Raw genomic sequence first — 15478 nt, 5'->3', positions numbered from 1 at the left:
CCCAAATGGGTAAGGCAAAGTTTGAACGGAACAAGCCGCACGTCAACATCGGCACGATCGGCCACGTTGACCACGGCAAGACGACGCTGACCGCTGCGATCACCAAGTATTTCGGCGAATTCCGCGCTTACGACCAGATCGACGGCGCGCCGGAAGAGCGGGCCCGCGGCATCACCATCTCGACCGCCCACGTCGAATACGAGACCGAGAGCCGTCACTACGCCCACGTCGACTGCCCCGGCCACGCCGACTATGTGAAGAACATGATCACCGGTGCTGCCCAGATGGACGGCGCGATCCTGGTTTGCGCCGCCTCGGACGGCCCGATGCCGCAGACCCGCGAGCACATCCTGCTCGGCCGCCAGGTGGGTATCCCCTACATGGTCTGCTACATGAACAAGATCGACCTGGTTGACGACGAAGAACTCGTCGAACTGGTCGAGATGGAAATCCGCGAGCTGTTCTCGACCTACGAATACCCCGGCGATGACATTCCGATCATCAAGGGCTCGGCGCACCAGGCGATGATGGGCACCCGCCCGGAAATCGGCGAATCGTCGATCCGCGCGCTGATGGCSGCTGTCGAYWSSTACATCCCSACCCCGGCCCGYGCCGTGGACCAGCCCTTCCTGATGCCGATCGAAGACGTSTTCTCGATCTCGGGCCGCGGCACCGTTGTSACSGGKCGTATCGAGCGTGGCGTGATCAACGTCGGCGACGAAGTCGAAATCGTCGGCATCCGCGACACCAAGAAGTCGACCTGCACCGGTGTGGAAATGTTCCGCAAGCTGCTGGATCGCGGTGAGGCTGGCGACAACGTCGGCGTSCTGCTGCGCGGCATCGACCGTGAAGGCGTGGAACGTGGCCAGGTGCTGTGCAAGCCGAAGTCGGTTTCGCCCCACACCAAGTTCGAAGCTGAAGCCTACATCCTGACCAAGGAAGAAGGCGGCCGTCACACGCCGTTCTTTGCGAACTACCGTCCGCAATTCTACTTCCGCACCACCGACGTGACCGGCACCGTGCAACTGCCGGCCGGCACCGAGATGGTGATGCCGGGCGACAACCTGAAGTTCAACGTCGAACTGATCGCGCCCATCGCCATGGAAGAGAAGCTCCGCTTCGCCATCCGTGAAGGCGGCCGTACCGTCGGCGCCGGCGTGGTTTCGAAGATCATCGAATAATAAACTTGCGGCGCGCCTTGCAAGGCGCGCCGCATTTCTCTACTGCGACCCAATCTACTGCCGACCAACAACACATGTGAACCTATGAGCCGGGCGCGATGCTCCGCTTACGTTCCGAAGGAAAAAGCAATGCAAGGTCAAACCATTCGCATTCGGCTCAAGGCCTTCGATTTCCGCGTTCTGGATGCCAGCACGCAGGAAATCGTGAATACGGCCAAGCGCACGGGCGCCACGGTCCGCGGGCCGATCCCGCTGCCGAACAAGATCGAGAAGTTCACGGTTCTCCGTGGTCCGCACATCGACAAGAAGTCGCGCGACCAGTGGGAAATCCGGACGCACAAGCGCCTTCTCGACATCGTCGATCCGACCCCCCAGACCGTGGACGCGCTGATGAAGCTCGACCTGGCTGCCGGCGTCGACGTCGAAATCAAAGTGTAAGGAGCGAAAACCATGCGCTCTGGCGTTATTGCAAAGAAGCTGGGCATGACCCGGCTGTTCCTTGAAAACGGCACCCAGGTTCCGGTGACCGTTCTTCAGCTCGACAACCTGCAGGTCGTGGCCCAACGCACCGCTGATCGTGACGGCTACACCGCCGTTCAGCTCGGCGCCGGTACGGCCAAGGCCAAGAACACCACGCAAGCTCAGCGCGGCCACTTCGCCAAGGCCAACGTGGCGCCCAAGCGGAAGATCGCAGAGTTCCGCGTGACCCCGGATTGCCTGATCGACGTGGGCGCGGAAATCACCGCCGACCACTATCTCGCGGGTCAGTTCGTCGACATCGCCGGCACCTCCTCGGGTAAAGGCTTCCAGGGTGCCATGAAGCGGCACAACTTCGGCGGTCTGCGGGCCTCGCACGGTGTGTCGGTTTCGCACCGTTCGCACGGTTCGACCGGCCAGTGCCAGGACCCCGGCAAGGTGTTCAAGGGCAAGAAGATGGCCGGCCACATGGGCGCCGTCCGTTCGACCACCCAGAACCTGCAAGTCGTCCGCACGGACGCCGAGCGTGGTCTTCTGATGATCAAGGGCGCTGTCCCCGGTCATGCCGGCGGTTGGGTCACGATCAAGGACGCCGTGAAGAAAGCAGCTCCCGCGGGTCTGCCGATGCCGGCAGCCGTGCGTCAAGCTCAAGTTTCGGCTGCGCCTGTCGCCGCTGAAGGGGGTGAAGCATGAAACTGAACGTCATCACGCTGGATGGGGCCGCAGCCGGCACCATCGACCTGGACGAAGCGCTGTTCGGCCTCGAGCCGCGCGCCGACATCCTGCACCGCGTCGTGCGCTGGCAGCGGGCCAAGGCCCAGGCCGGTACGCATTCCACGCTGACCCGTGCTGAAGTGTCCTACTCGACCAAGAAGATCTACCGCCAGAAGGGCACCGGCGGCGCACGCCACGGTTCCAAGAAGGTCTCGACCTTCCGTCACGGTGGTACCGCCAAGGGTCCGCATCCGCACAGCCACGAGCATTCGCTGCCCAAGCAGTTCCGTGCCTTGGGCCTGCGTCATGCCCTGTCCGCCAAGGCGAAAGCCGGCGAGCTGGTGATCCTCGATTCGGCCACCCTGGCCGAAGCCAAGACCGCAACTCTCGCCAAGTCCGTGATGGAACGTGGCTGGAAGCGCGTTCTGGTCATCGACGGCGCTTCGGTCAACGAGAACTTCGCTCTGGCCGCCCGCAACATCGAAGGCCTGGATGTCCTGCCGACGATGGGCGCGAACGTCTATGATATCCTGAAGCGTGACACCCTGGTGATCACCAAGGCAGGTATCGAAGCTTTGGAGGCTCGCCTGAAATGAGCGCGAAACCCGAACACTACGACCTGATCAAGAAGCCGGTCATCACCGAAAAGGCCACCATGGCCTCGGAAAATGGCGCGGTCGTCTTCCAGGTTGCGATGGATGCGACCAAGCCGCAGATCAAGGAAGCCGTCGAGGCGATCTTCTCTGTGAAGGTGAAGGCGGTCAACACCACCATCACCAAGGGCAAGTCCAAGAAGTTCCGCGGCCGTGCCGGCGAGCGGAGCGACAAGAAAAAGGCTTATGTCACCCTTGAAGAGGGTAACACTATCGACGTCTCCACGGGCCTCTGATAGTAAGCCGCGAATCTCCATGGCCCCGGTTCTCCGGGGCCATGGATTTTTGAAAAAGACAGTCTGCGGCCCCCGGATCCCGGAAGCCAAAGATATGTAGATCGACGGTCTGGAGTTCAGGGTTACCGCCCTGCCAGGCTTACCACCGGGGAGCTTCGGCGCCCTACACACCCGGACCTGAAACCTCAGGTCCCCCTAACGGAAGACAGAGAGCATGGCACTTAAGTCGTATAAGCCGACGACGCCTGGCCAACGCGGGTTGGTTCTGATCGACCGTTCGGATCTGTTCAAAGGCCGTCCGGTCAAATCCCTCACCGAGGGTTTGACCAAGACCGGTGGCCGGAACAATACCGGACGTATTACGATGTGGCACAAGGGTGGCGGCGCCAAGCGCCTTTACCGCATCGTCGATTTCAAGCGCACGAAATTTGATATGCCGGCTGTGGTCGAGCGGATCGAGTACGATCCCAACCGCACCGCCTTCATCGCCCTGATCCGCTACGAGGACGGCGAGCAATCCTACATCCTCGCTCCGCAACGTCTGGCTGTTGGCGACTCGGTCGTCGCCGGTTCCAAGGTTGACGTGAAGCCCGGTAACGCGATGCCCTTCTCGGGCATGCCGATCGGTGCCATCGTCCACAACGTGGAGCTGAAGCAAGGCAAGGGCGGCCAGCTGGCCCGCGCTGCCGGCACCTATGCCCAATTCGTCGGTCGCGACGGTGGCTATGCGCAGATCCGCCTGTCTTCGGGCGAACTGCGTCTGGTCCGTCAGGAATGCATGGCCACCATCGGTGCCGTGTCCAACCCCGACAACTCCAACCAGAACTTCGGTAAAGCCGGTCGTATGCGCCACCTTGGCGTCCGCCCGACCGTCCGCGGTGTTGCAATGAACCCGATTGACCACCCGCATGGCGGTGGTGAAGGCCGCACCTCCGGTGGCCGTCACCCGGTCACTCCGTGGGGCAAAGGCACCAAGGGCAACAAGACCCGCAAGTCCAAGCACTCGGACAAGCTTATTGTCCGTTCGCGTAACGCGAAGAAAGGGCGCTGATCCATGGCACGTTCTATCTGGAAAGGCCCGTTCGTCGACGGTTACCTGCTGAAGAAGGCAGAGACCTCGAAAGCGTCGGGCAAAAACGAAGTGATCAAGATCTGGTCGCGTCGCTCCACCATCCTGCCGCAATTCGTGGGCCTGACTTTCGGCGTCTACAACGGCAAGAAGCACATTCCGGTCAACGTGACCGAAGAGATGATCGGCCAGAAGTTCGGTGAATATTCGCCGACCCGGACCTACTACGGTCACGCCGCCGACAAGAAAGCCAAGAGGAAGTAAGCCATGGGTAAGGAAAAGAATCCGCGCCGCGTGGCGGACAATGAAGCAATGGCCGTGGCGCGCATGCTGCGCACCAGCGACCAGAAGCTGAACCTCGTCGCCGGTCTGATCCGCGGCAAGAAGGTGGACAAGGCTCTGGCCGACCTCACCTTCTCCAAGCGCCGGATCGCGGGCGAAGTGAAGAAGGTTCTGCAATCGGCCATCGCCAATGCGGAAAACAACCACAGCCTCGACGTGGACCAGCTGGTCGTCGCCGAAGCCTGGGTTGGCAAGAACCTCGTGATGAAGCGGGGCCGTCCGCGGGCACGCGGCCGTTTCGGCAAGATCATGAAGCCCTTCTCTGAAATCACGATCAAGGTCCGCCAAGTCGGGGAGACTGCATAATGGGTCAGAAGGTCAATCCGATCGGCATGCGCCTGCAGGTCAACCGCACCTGGGACAGCCGCTGGTTCGCGGAGTCGAAAGACTACGGCAACCTGCTGCTGGAAGACCTGAAGATGCGCGAGTTCGTGCACAAAGAGTGCAAGGCTGCCGGCATCTCCAAGGTGATCATCGAGCGTCCGCACAAGAAGTGCCGTGTGACGATCTACACCGCACGTCCGGGCGTGATCATCGGCAAGAAAGGTGCGGACATCGAGACGCTGCGCAAGAAGCTCTCGGTCTTCACCAAGTCCGAACTGCACCTGAACATCGTCGAAGTGCGCAAGCCCGAACTGGACGCCCAACTCGTCGCCGAGTCGATCGCCCAGCAGATGGAACGCCGCGTCTCCTTCCGTCGCGCCATGAAGCGCGGCGTGCAGAACGCGATGCGCATCGGCGCCTTGGGTATCCGTGTGAACGTCGGCGGCCGCCTCGGCGGTGCTGAAATCGCCCGGACCGAATGGTACCGTGAAGGCCGCGTGCCGTTGCACACGCTGCGCGCCGACATCGACTATGCCCTGTCCGAAGCCATGACGCCCTATGGGATCATCGGTGTGAAGGTCTGGATCTTCAAAGGCGAAATCCTTGAGCATGATCCCCAGGCCCATGACCGTCGTCAGGCTGAATCGCAGGAAGGCGCCGCACCGCGCCAACCGCGCCGCGAACGCGCCTAAGGGAGAATAGACATGCTGCAACCTAAGCGCACTAAATTCCGCAAGCAGTTCAAGGGCCGCATTCATGGTGAGGCCAAGGGCGGCTTCATGCTGAACTTCGGTTCCTTCGGCCTGAAGTCCACCGAACCCGAGCGTGTGACCGCGCGGCAGATCGAAGCGGCCCGCCGCGCGATCACCCGCCACATGAAGCGCCAGGGCCGCGTCTGGATCCGGATTTTCCCGGATGTCCCGGTCTCGGCCAAGCCCGTCGAAGTTCGTATGGGTAAGGGCAAGGGCTCGATCGACTACTGGGCGGCCAAGGTGAAACCCGGCCGGATCATGTTCGAGATCGACGGTGTCTCCGAAGAGATCGCGCGTGAGGCCCTGCGCCTCGGCGCCATGAAACTGCCGGTCCTGACCCGCGTCGTGCAACGCGAAGACTGGTAAGGCAGATGGGCAGATTGCCCATCCTACCTGCAAACGAGGCCCCTGCCGGAAACGGTGGGGGCTTTTTCTTTGTGATTCCCGTGCAGCGCGTTTAGCCTGAGACCGTCGCACGCAAGAAGCTTGGCCTGATCGTGAAACTTGGGGTTATCCGCGCCGTCGCCCACAATTACGCCCACTCGCTTGCCAGTGGGATCAGTCTTGCCACGGGGTTCCATGAGCTTGACGTCTACCGCGATGCCGCGACCTCTCCCGGCGGCAGGCTCAGGTTGGATCTGATGAACGGCAAGGTTCTTGAGGGCGTGGCCAGCGCAGATTTGGTGGTGGCGCTTTCGCGCATTCCCCCACTTTTCGCCGAGGGGTGCCGTCGGGCAGGCGGGTCGCGAGAGGACGTGAAGCGCGCCGAAGCGATGTTCAGCTTTTCGGGTCTCGAGGAAGGTTTCATCCTTGAGATCGAGGACATGAAGGGCAGGCGCAGCGCCGCGGACTATTCGGGGTCAGGGTCACGCCGGTCGCGCGACCTCGATCGCCACGGTCATCTTGTGCGTCGTCCCGCGCGCTCCTGAATATCCGGGCGTGACGTCAGCCGTGCACTGGTGCTATGCAGCGCCGATCCAAGGAGCACATCATGGCCGACATATCCTCCCTTTTCGTCACCCGCCTCTACCGCGCCGCCTTGTCGGAACTCGGCAAGAAGAAGGTCGATTACGAGGCGCTGAAAGACGCCTGCGAGGCGATTGCCGAGGATGACGAGGCGGGCCAGGCCTGGTGCGAGGAGCATGGCTATCCGGGCTATACCTCCTATGCCTCGCTCAATGACCTGCCCTGGCGCTTTCCGATCTTTGCCGATCTGGAAAAGGCGCTCGACAAGCATGTGGCGGCCTTCTGCAAGGACCTTGGCTTCGACCTCGGCGACAAGAAGCTGAAATGCGGGTCCTTCTGGATCAACATCCTGCCGCAGGGGGGCATGCATGCCAGCCACATCCACCCGCATTCGGTGATCTCCGGCACCACCTATGTCGCCATGCCCAAGGGCACCTCGGCGCTGAAGCTGGAAGACCCGCGCCTGCCGATGATGATGCATGCGCCCTTGCGCCTGAAGAAGGCCGGGCAGGAGCTGCAGAGCTTCGTCTATGTCAAGCCCGAGGTCGGCGAGGTCCTGCTCTGGGAAAGCTGGCTGCGTCACGAGGTGCCGATGAACCTGGCCGAAGAGGAGCGCATCTCGGTCTCCTTCAACTACGAATGGGCCTGAGCCCGCTCTGCATCCCCGCGCAGAGACCCTGCGGCTTTGCACCTTTGCCGCAGGGTCGCTGAACGACTATGTCTCGTCCAGCAATGGAGGCAGAGATGGCTGTGGAACTTGGTCTTGGAACCTTTGGCGATACCTCGCTGAACCCCGAAGGCGGGCAGAAGCGCCCGGACGAGGTCTTGCGCGATGTGGTCGAAGAGGCGGTCGTGGCCGATCAGGCCGGGGTCTATGCCATCGGTCTGGGCGAGCATCACCGCCCGGATTTCGCCATTTCCGCCCCCGAGATCGTGCTGGCCGCGATCGCTGGCCGCACCAGCCAGATCAAGCTCGGCACCGGGGTCACGGTCCTGTCCACCGATGATCCGGTCCGGGTGTTCCAGCGTTTTTCGACCCTCAACGCCGTGTCGAACGGCAGGGCAGAGGTGATCGTCGGCCGCGGCAGCTTTACCGAAAGTTACCCGCTGTTCGGTTATGACATGGCCGATTACGACGTGCTCTTCGAGGAAAAGCTCGACCTGTTTGCCAAGCTGGTCCGTGAGAAGGAAGTGACCTGGCAGGGCAGCACCCGCACCGGGCTCGACAAGGTCCGCGTCCAGCCGCCCTTGGGGCCCGAGGGGATGCCGGTCTGGGTCGGCGTCGGTGGAAGCCCGGAATCGGTGGTGCGCGTCGTGCGGCAGGATCTGCAGCTGATGCTGGCGATCATCGGCGGTGATCCGCGCCGCTTCCTGCCCTATATCGACCTTTACAACCGCGCCTGCGCCCAGCTGGACAAGCCGGTGCGCCCGGTGGGCGTCCATTCCCCGGGCTTCATCGCCGCGACCGATGAAGAGGCGCGCGAGATCGCCTGGCCCGCCCATCAGGAAATGTATGGCCGTCTCGGCCGCGAGCGGGGCTGGCCGCCCACCACCAAGGCGCGTTTCATCGACGAGATCGAGCATGGATCGCTCTACATCGGCGCGCCCGAGACGGTGGCCCGCAAGATCGCGGCCACGGTCAAGGACCTTGGTCTGCAGCGGTTCGACATGAAATACACCTCGGGGCCGATCGACCATGCCGCACTGCTCACCTGCGTCGGGCTTTATGGCGAGAAGGTGATTCCGATGGTGCGCGACATCCTCTCGGCCAGTTGAGCGCAGGAAAAAAGGACGGAGCGCAGGCTCCGTCCCTTTTTGTCCGGGTCGCCGGATCAGGTTGTCAAAGGCTCAGGCCGTCAAAAAATCAGGCCTCGCCGCCCTCTTCCGCCTTGGCGGCGCGTTCGGTGATCGTCATGGCGACACCGGCGCGCTTGATCGTCATCAGGGCGCGCCGCATGCCGCGCAGGTCGGCCTCGTTGCGGGCCTGACGGGCCTCTTTCCAGGCGGCGGTCCGCTCGGCGGCAGTCTTGTCGGGGTTGGCGGCATTCCATTCCTGCTGCCACAGGGCGCGGATCAGCATCCGGGCGATCTGCAGCTCCGGGCCCTTCGGGATGCCCTCGGCGGCACCGGCCTTGGCCTTGGCCTTGCCGCGCGGCTTGCCCGCAACTTTCAGCTGAACGACGTCTTGCATGGGAAACTCCTGTGGATTTCCTCTCGAATATGCCCTTTTGGCCTTGAGTCAACCACTTCTGCCGCGCCGCGCGACGCGACAGGCCAGGCTTGGCCCGGTTTTGCCGAAGGATGATGAAATCCGCACCACAGGACCGGAAAACTCCTGCCTGTTCGGTACATGGGCGGTTTTCCTGCCTTGGGTGATCTGGTAAGGCAAAATGATTGGTGCCTGGGGTCGGGACTTCCGGCGCCAGGATGGATTGCGGACAGAGCGAAGGGATTTCGAATGGCGGGCAGATACCTGATGGTAGGGGCGGGGCTTTCCGGTGCGGTGATCGGTCGGCATCTGGCCGAACTGGGGCATCAGGTGACGATCGTCGATGCAAGGGATCATGTCGCCGGAAACTGCCATTGCGAGCGGGACGCCGAAACCGGCGTCATGGTCCATATCTACGGCCCGCATATCTTCCACACCGACGATGCCGAGGTCTGGGATTATGTGAACACCTACGAGACCTTCATGCCCTACAAGAACCGGGTGAAGACCATCTCCAAGGGGCAGGTGTTTTCGCTGCCGGTCAACCTGCACACGATCAACCAGTTCTTCCACGCCACGATGAACCCGGCCGAGGCCAAGGCCTTCCTTGAATCCAAGGCCGACACCTCGATCACCGATCCGCAGACCTTCGAGGATCAGGCCCTGCGCTTTGTGGGCCAGGAGCTTTATGAGGCCTTCTTCAAGGGCTACACCCAGAAACAATGGGGCGTGCATCCGACCCAGCTTCCCGCCTCGATCCTGAAGCGGCTGCCGGTGCGCTTCAACTACGACGACAATTACTTCTTCCACAAATTCCAGGGCATGCCGCAGAACGGCTATACCGCGATGGTGGAGCGGATTCTCGATCATCCGAACATCACCGTGCATCTGTCGACCCGCTTCAGCCGCGATCAGGCGGCCGAGTATGACCATGTCTTCTATTCCGGCCCGCTGGATGGCTGGTACGATTACGACATCGGCCGCCTCGGCTATCGCACGCTCGACTTCGAACGCTTCACCCATCAGGGCGATTACCAGGGCTGCGCCGTGATGAACTATGGCGAGGTCGATGTGCCCTGGACCCGGATCACCGAACACAAGCACTTCTCGCCCTGGGAGGAGCATGAGGGTTCGGTCATGTACCGCGAGTTCTCGCGGCTCTGCGGGCCCGATGACATTCCCTATTACCCGATCCGCCTGATGGAAGAGCAGGAACTGCTCAAGCAATATGTGGCCCGGGCCGAGGCGGAAAGCGGAGTGACCTTCGTCGGGCGTCTGGCGACCTATCGCTACCTTGACATGGATGTCACCATCCGCGAGGCGCTGAACACCGCCCGCACCTTCGTCGATACCCTGGCCAAGGGCGGCACGATGCCTGCCTTCGCGGTCCGGCCGATATGAACCAACCGACCGCAGCAGCCCTGCCGCCCGAGGGCGCGGGGCGGGCGCGTCTGGTGGCGCTGGTCGTCACCTATAACCGGCGATTGCAGCTGCACCGCACCATCGACCGGCTTCTGGCCGAGGATCTCGACGCGATCCTCGTCGTCGACAATGCCTCGACCGATGGCAGCACCGAGTTTCTCTACCGGATCAAGGACCCGCGCCTGCATGTCATCGCCCTGACCGACAATGTCGGCGGGGCAGGGGGCTTCGAGCAGGGCCTGCGCGTGGTGTCCGAAAAGTTCGATCCCGACTGGTGCGTGCTGATGGACGATGACGCAAGGCCCGATCCCGGCGTCATGTCGCGCTTTCTTGGCCGCGCCAGCGGGCTGGAGCGGCAGGGCTTCGAGGCGGTGGCCGCCGGGGTCTACTACCCCGATGGCACGATCTGCGACATGAACCGCCCCTCGCGCAACCCCTTCTGGCACATGAAGGATTTCCTGCGCACCGCCTGTGGCGGCGGACGCGGCGGCTTTCACGTCGGCGATGCCGATTATGCGATGACCGAGCCTGTGGCGATCGACGCCACCTCTTTCGTCGGCTTTTTCCTGTCGCGCCGCGGGCTGGCGCGGGCGGGCTTTCCCAATGGCGACCTCTTTCTTTACGCCGATGACGTGATCTATACGCTCAAGATGTCGCGGATGGGCGGCTCGATCGGCTTTGTGCCCGACCTGCGCTTTGAACACGATTGTTCGACCTACCGGCAGGGCGGCGGCGACATCTACCGCCCGCTCTGGAAGGTCTATTACAACTACCGCAACAGCCTGCTGGCCTATCGCGTGGCGGCGGGACCCGTGCTCTTCTGGCCGGTCCTGCTGCTCGCCGTCTTCAAATGGTACCTGCGCGCCCGCCACGCCGGCCCCGACCGCGTCGCCTACATGACCCTGTTCCGCATGGCGGTGATGGATGCTTTGCGCCACAACCTGACCCGCAAACATACCGAGATCCGCCGCATCGCCCGCCACCCCGAGACCGAACATGACGCCAAGCCCCATCCGGCGCCGCACCGGAAGTGAGGCGATTTATGCCGCAACGCAGCAACTCCGCGCCGCCCTTGGCTTGACGCAGCCAGCAGGACTGCGCATCTTTCGCCAGCGGTGGTATTGCGCCGTCTGACCATCTGATTTCCGTGCCGCCGGGCTTCTGCCCACGCCAATATCCGCAGCTGTCCAACCGGGGTGACCCCTTGTCCGCCAACAAAGCCCAAAGCATCCCGCGCAAACCCGCCCCCCTCGCCCGCCCTTCGGCCGCGGCCAGCCTGACGGCGGGGGATGTCACCTCCTGGCTCACGCTGCAGAGCCTGCTTCTGGCCCAGCCCGGCGTCTGCACCGAAACCGAGATGTTCTACCGCGCGCTCGGCCCGGTCTATGTCAGCGAGCTGAAGGCCCAGGTGGTGATCGAGCCCGGCTCGGCCCTGCATTTCTCCACCGCCTACAACCTTCTCGGCCTCGATGCGCTCGAGGCCGCCTGCCGGCTGGGGCGCCTGGCCTTTGCCTTGCGCGGCACCGGTCTGGTCGAGGTCATCGTGTTTCAGGGCCTCGCCGGGCGGTCCTGGCAGCGGCTCGTCTCCGATATCGTCACGCTCGACCCGGAGGAAGAGACCGTGCTCGACCTCGACTGCGTCGGCCTCAACCGGCGCGAGGGGGCGCTTTGGGTCGAGTTGCGTGGCGTCGACGATACCGAGGCCGCCTCGATCCTTTCCGGCCGCTTCCTGACCGATGCCAAGCCCGACCCTTCGATGCGCCTGGCGATCTGCCGCCCGCAACAGAACCTGGCCGAGCGGACGGCGCAGCCCGACCGGATGTTCGACCAACTCGCCAGCTGGGCCGCGGCGCAGAACGGGCGGGCCGCGCTCTTCACCTGCGGTCTGTCCGGCACGGAGCCGGCTGGCGTCATCAACCTGCCCGCCACGCCGGACCGCCACAGCGCCCATCAGGCGATGGTGGCCGCAGCGCAGGCCCAGGGCTTCAGCCATGTCCTGCTTCTGGACCCCGATACGACCCTCGGGGTCGAGATGCTGGACCGCACGCTGGCCTGCCTTTCGATCCTGCGCAGCGGCACCCCGGCGATCGGCGCCAGCCTGCTCGACGTGGCCGAGGCCTCGCAGCTGTCCGACAACGGGCTGGTGCGCAGCCCGGAAGGCAAGCTGACCGCCCATTCGATGCAGTTCGACATGCGCGAGATCCGCTCCGTCCTCGACGCCGGCTACGAGGCGGTGTCGGATTCGCGTAGCGGTCTGATCGTGGCGCGTTCGACCTTCGTGGCCTTCCCGCTTGCCGTGCTGGGCGAGGACCCGTCCTCGGCGCTCTGGCGCGAGCGTTTCGGGGTGGACGAGGTCACCTGCCTTGAGGATGGCCTCGTGCAGGTCAACCAGTTGCCCGGCCTGCTGATCCGCCGCGACACCTATGGCCGCAAGGTCACCGGGCTTCTGACGCTGCAGAACCTGATCTTCCCCGAACAGGGCATCTGCACCGAAGGCAACATGTTCTTCCACGGCCATGGCCCGGTCGTCTATGACGAACGCGCCGGCCTGATCACCGTGGCCCAAGGGGCGACGGCGGGATTTGACAGTTATTTCAACGCGCTCTCCATCGGCAAATGGCACGAGAACTGCGCGCTGAACGGTCTCTGGCTGGGGCTCAGCGGGCGCGGCAGGGTCGAGGTCAAGGTCTTTCACGCCATCCCCGACCGCTCGTGGGAGCTTTTGGCCAACACCATCGTCAGCCTCTCCAAGGGGAACGAGACGCTGATCGACCTGTCGCATTACGCCGAAAACGCCACCCGCGGCGTGATCTTCTTCGAGGTCCAGGCGCTGAGCCAGGGCGTGGCGATCACCGCCGCCCGCTACATGACCGAGGGCGCGCCCAATCCGGCGCGGCGGCTGGCCCTGTCGATCACCACCTTCAAGCGCGAGGCGCAGGTCGAAAACACCGCCCGCCGCCTGGCCCATTACTTCGAACGCGCCGATTTCGCGCCCTATATGGACTGTTTCATCGTCGACAATGGCGATTCCGCCCGGATCATCACCCACCCGAAGATCCGCCGCATCCCCAATGCCAACCTCGGCGGGGCGGGCGGTTTCACCCGCGGCTTGCTGGAGGCCGAGGCCTCCGGCTATTCCCATGTCCTCTTCATGGACGATGACGCCTCGATCCCGATGGAGGCCCTGCACCGCACCTATGCCTTCCTCACGCTCGCCAAGGACCCCAAGGCCGCCATCGCCGGGGCGATGATCAACAACACCGACAAATGGCGGATGTGGGAAAACGGCGCGACCTTCGACCAGCGCTGCTATCCGCTCTTCACCGGGGTCGACCTGCGCGACCGCGACGCCGTGATTGCGATGGAAAACGAAAGCGCCCTCTCGCGGTCCTCCAAGATGTACGGCGGCTGGTGGTTCTTTGCCTTCCCGGTGGCCGAGGTCAAACGCCACCCCTTCCCCTTCTTCGTGCGCGGCGACGATGTGAACTTCTCGCTCGTCAACGAATTTGCCATCACCACGCTGAACGGCGTCGTCTCCTTTGCCGATGACTTCATCGACAAGGAAAGCCCGCTGACCTGGTACCTCGACCTGCGCAGCCACATGGTCCACCACCTGACGCTGGACAAGATGGAGGTCGGGCGGCTGGCGCTCACCCGGATCGGCCTGTCCTTCTTCAAGCGCAACATCGTGAAATTCCAGTACGAGACGCTGGAAGCCGTGCTGCTGGCCTGGGAACATGTGCTGCAAGGCCCGGATTTCTTCACCCAGAACGCCGACGCCTCAGGCCCCCGCGCCGCGATCAAGGCCCTGACCAAGGTCGAAAGCTGGAAGCCGGTTGCCGATGTCAAACCCGCCGTGAAGTCGGGCTTTCTCGACAAGCGGATGGGCCTGCGCCGCAAGTTCTATCCCTTTTCGCTCAACGGCCATTTCCTGCCGCTCTTCCCGCTCTGGGGCAGCAAGAGGGTGATCCCCGCCGCACAGCGCGGCCATCTGGACGCGGTCTGGGGCGCGGCGGAGCTGACCTTCCTCAGCTCGAACCGCGACAAGGCCTATGTCACCAAAAGGTCGAACTGGAAGGCGGCCAAGCTTCTGGCGCGGCTCGCGGCCCTCAGCCTGCGCACGATCATCGGCTATGACGCCCTGCGCGCCCTCTACCACCGCCGCTACCCCGAGATCACCACGCCGGATTACTGGGCGCAGACCCTGGCGCTGCCCGCCAAGGCCGCGCCCAAACCTGCCCCGCGCGTGTCCGACACGGCGGCCTGAGGTGAGCGATCCGGATCTGGCCGAGGCCTTGCGCCGTGTCATCGGCGACCTCGTCCGCCTGGTGCGCGACGAGGCCGGCACACCCTCTTCGGCGCAGTCCGAGACGCTGGGCCTGCTGGGCCGAGATGGCGCGCAAAGCATGGCCCGGCTCGCCGCTGCGCGCGGGGTGCGCCACCAAAGCATGCGGCTGGTCGTGGCGCAGATGGAGGCGGAGGGCCTCGTCCGCCGCGCCCCCGACCCCGCCGATGCCCGCAGCCAGCTGGTGATGATCACCGAGACCGGGCATTCCCGCCTGCAAGAGGGCCGCGCCGCCCGCAGCCAGTGGATCGCGGCCCGGCTGGCGCAGCTTTCGCCGCAGGACCGCGCCGCGCTGACCGCCGCCGTCCCCGCCCTGCAGGCCCTGGCGGAGCCGCCCGCGCGGACCTAGCCGCGCAGGTCCGCCAGAACGGCGGCCAAGGTATTGACCCCCCAATGATCCAGATAGCGCCCGTCGCGCAGGCGGACGATGTCGATCACCTGGATCTCCACCGCGCGCCCGGTCGGGGCGATGCCCAGAAACGCCCCGGTATGGCGCCCGGTGATCGACTTGCGCGTCACCACCCGGTCGCCCTCGGCCAGCTGTTCATGGATCACAACCTTCAGATCAGACAGGGCAGGGCGCAACACCTGATCGAAGGTGTGCCACATCCCCTCGGCCCCCTGCGGCGCGCCGGGCGGGGCAGAGTGGTTGGTGAAATCGGGGTCCATCAGGGCGGCAAAGGCCGTGGCAGAGCCGCCCTCGATCACCTCGGCGTTGAAACGGCGCACCGCCGCCTTGTTCTGGTCCAGCATGATCAGCCTCCATCGGGGAATGGAGGGATATATAC

At 63.9% G+C, this 15478-nt stretch carries 19 protein-coding genes; 17 read left to right on the top strand and 2 right to left on the bottom strand.

What is annotated here, in order from left to right; all coding sequences use genetic code 11:
- The first annotated feature begins 5 nt into the window (after positions 1–5).
- The 13 genes from tuf (at position 6) to AC1DZT_RS23890 (ending at position 8490) form a co-directional block, all read left to right on the top strand.
- Positions 6–1181, top strand: a complete 1176-nt coding sequence (tuf, locus tag AC1DZT_RS23950) for an elongation factor Tu (protein WP_478009168.1) — start codon at positions 6–8, stop codon at positions 1179–1181.
- A 129-nt stretch (positions 1182–1310) separates the two neighbouring features.
- Positions 1311–1619, top strand: a complete 309-nt coding sequence (gene rpsJ / locus AC1DZT_RS23945; RefSeq protein ID WP_168776097.1) for a 30S ribosomal protein S10 — start codon at positions 1311–1313, stop codon at positions 1617–1619.
- Positions 1620–1631: 12 nt separating this feature from the next.
- Positions 1632–2351 (top strand): 50S ribosomal protein L3, encoded by a 720-nt coding sequence (gene rplC, locus AC1DZT_RS23940; RefSeq protein WP_478009167.1) that lies wholly within the window; start codon positions 1632–1634, stop codon positions 2349–2351.
- Complete coding sequence (rplD, locus tag AC1DZT_RS23935; RefSeq protein ID WP_478009166.1) at positions 2348–2968, top strand: 50S ribosomal protein L4; 621 nt, start codon at positions 2348–2350, stop codon at positions 2966–2968. Before rplC ends, rplD begins: the two co-directional genes overlap by 4 nt.
- Positions 2965–3261 (top strand): 50S ribosomal protein L23, encoded by a 297-nt coding sequence (locus AC1DZT_RS23930; RefSeq protein ID WP_478002700.1) that lies wholly within the window; start codon positions 2965–2967, stop codon positions 3259–3261. Before rplD ends, AC1DZT_RS23930 begins: the two co-directional genes overlap by 4 nt.
- A gap of 214 nt (positions 3262–3475) precedes the next feature.
- Complete coding sequence (rplB, locus tag AC1DZT_RS23925) at positions 3476–4312, top strand: 50S ribosomal protein L2 (protein ID WP_478009165.1); 837 nt, start codon at positions 3476–3478, stop codon at positions 4310–4312.
- Between the two features lie 3 nt (positions 4313–4315).
- A complete protein-coding gene (gene rpsS, locus AC1DZT_RS23920; protein WP_478002702.1) occupies positions 4316–4594 on the top strand; it encodes a 30S ribosomal protein S19 in 279 nt (92 codons plus the stop codon).
- Positions 4595–4597: 3 nt separating this feature from the next.
- Positions 4598–4978: a 50S ribosomal protein L22 gene (rplV, locus tag AC1DZT_RS23915; RefSeq protein ID WP_478002703.1), complete on the top strand. Its 381-nt coding sequence runs from the start codon at positions 4598–4600 to the stop codon at positions 4976–4978.
- Positions 4978–5688, top strand: coding sequence for a 30S ribosomal protein S3 (rpsC, locus tag AC1DZT_RS23910; RefSeq protein WP_478009164.1), 711 nt, complete (start codon positions 4978–4980; stop codon positions 5686–5688). The genes rplV and rpsC overlap by 1 nt, the downstream gene beginning before the upstream one ends.
- 12 nt (positions 5689–5700) lie before the next feature.
- The gene (gene rplP, locus AC1DZT_RS23905; protein WP_478002705.1) at positions 5701–6114 is read left to right on the top strand and encodes a 50S ribosomal protein L16; all 414 of its coding nucleotides are present in this window, start codon (positions 5701–5703) and stop codon (positions 6112–6114) included.
- 131 nt (positions 6115–6245) lie between these two features.
- Entirely contained in the window at positions 6246–6677 is a 432-nt protein-coding gene (locus AC1DZT_RS23900; protein WP_478009163.1) for a hypothetical protein, read from the top strand.
- A 62-nt stretch (positions 6678–6739) separates the two neighbouring features.
- A complete protein-coding gene (locus AC1DZT_RS23895) occupies positions 6740–7363 on the top strand; it encodes a TIGR02466 family protein (RefSeq protein WP_478009162.1) in 624 nt (207 codons plus the stop codon).
- Between the two features lie 95 nt (positions 7364–7458).
- The gene (locus AC1DZT_RS23890) at positions 7459–8490 is read left to right on the top strand and encodes an LLM class flavin-dependent oxidoreductase (RefSeq protein WP_478009161.1); all 1032 of its coding nucleotides are present in this window, start codon (positions 7459–7461) and stop codon (positions 8488–8490) included.
- Positions 8491–8578: 88 nt separating this feature from the next.
- On the opposite strand, the gene AC1DZT_RS23885 is transcribed toward AC1DZT_RS23890, so the two are convergent.
- Positions 8579–8905 (bottom strand): hypothetical protein, encoded by a 327-nt coding sequence (locus AC1DZT_RS23885; RefSeq protein ID WP_478009160.1) that lies wholly within the window; start codon positions 8903–8905, stop codon positions 8579–8581.
- A 267-nt stretch (positions 8906–9172) separates the two neighbouring features.
- Here AC1DZT_RS23885 and glf point away from each other — a divergent pair, with 267 nt between their 5' ends.
- From glf to AC1DZT_RS23865, 4 genes are all read left to right on the top strand, one after another.
- Positions 9173–10324 carry a UDP-galactopyranose mutase gene (gene glf, locus AC1DZT_RS23880; RefSeq protein ID WP_478009159.1) on the top strand — a complete coding sequence of 384 codons (1152 nt, stop codon included), beginning with the start codon at positions 9173–9175 and terminating at the stop codon, positions 10322–10324.
- Complete coding sequence (locus AC1DZT_RS23875; protein ID WP_478009158.1) at positions 10321–11379, top strand: glycosyltransferase; 1059 nt, start codon at positions 10321–10323, stop codon at positions 11377–11379. The genes glf and AC1DZT_RS23875 overlap by 4 nt, the downstream gene beginning before the upstream one ends.
- A 170-nt stretch (positions 11380–11549) precedes the next feature.
- Positions 11550–14612, top strand: a complete 3063-nt coding sequence (locus tag AC1DZT_RS23870; protein WP_478009157.1) for a hypothetical protein — start codon at positions 11550–11552, stop codon at positions 14610–14612.
- Between the two features lies 1 nt (position 14613).
- Positions 14614–15039: a MarR family winged helix-turn-helix transcriptional regulator gene (locus AC1DZT_RS23865; protein ID WP_478009156.1), complete on the top strand. Its 426-nt coding sequence runs from the start codon at positions 14614–14616 to the stop codon at positions 15037–15039.
- Here AC1DZT_RS23865 and AC1DZT_RS23860 read toward each other — a convergent pair.
- Positions 15036–15443, bottom strand: a complete 408-nt coding sequence (locus AC1DZT_RS23860; RefSeq protein ID WP_478009155.1) for an ester cyclase — start codon at positions 15441–15443, stop codon at positions 15036–15038. The two genes, AC1DZT_RS23865 and AC1DZT_RS23860, sit on opposite strands and share 4 nt — an antisense overlap.
- Positions 15444–15478 lie beyond the last annotated feature (35 nt).

Source organism: Rhodobacter sp. P1_C2, assembly GCF_056406375.1.
Note: the sequence above shows the minus strand (reverse complement) of the source record. Positions and strands in the feature narration are given on the sequence as shown.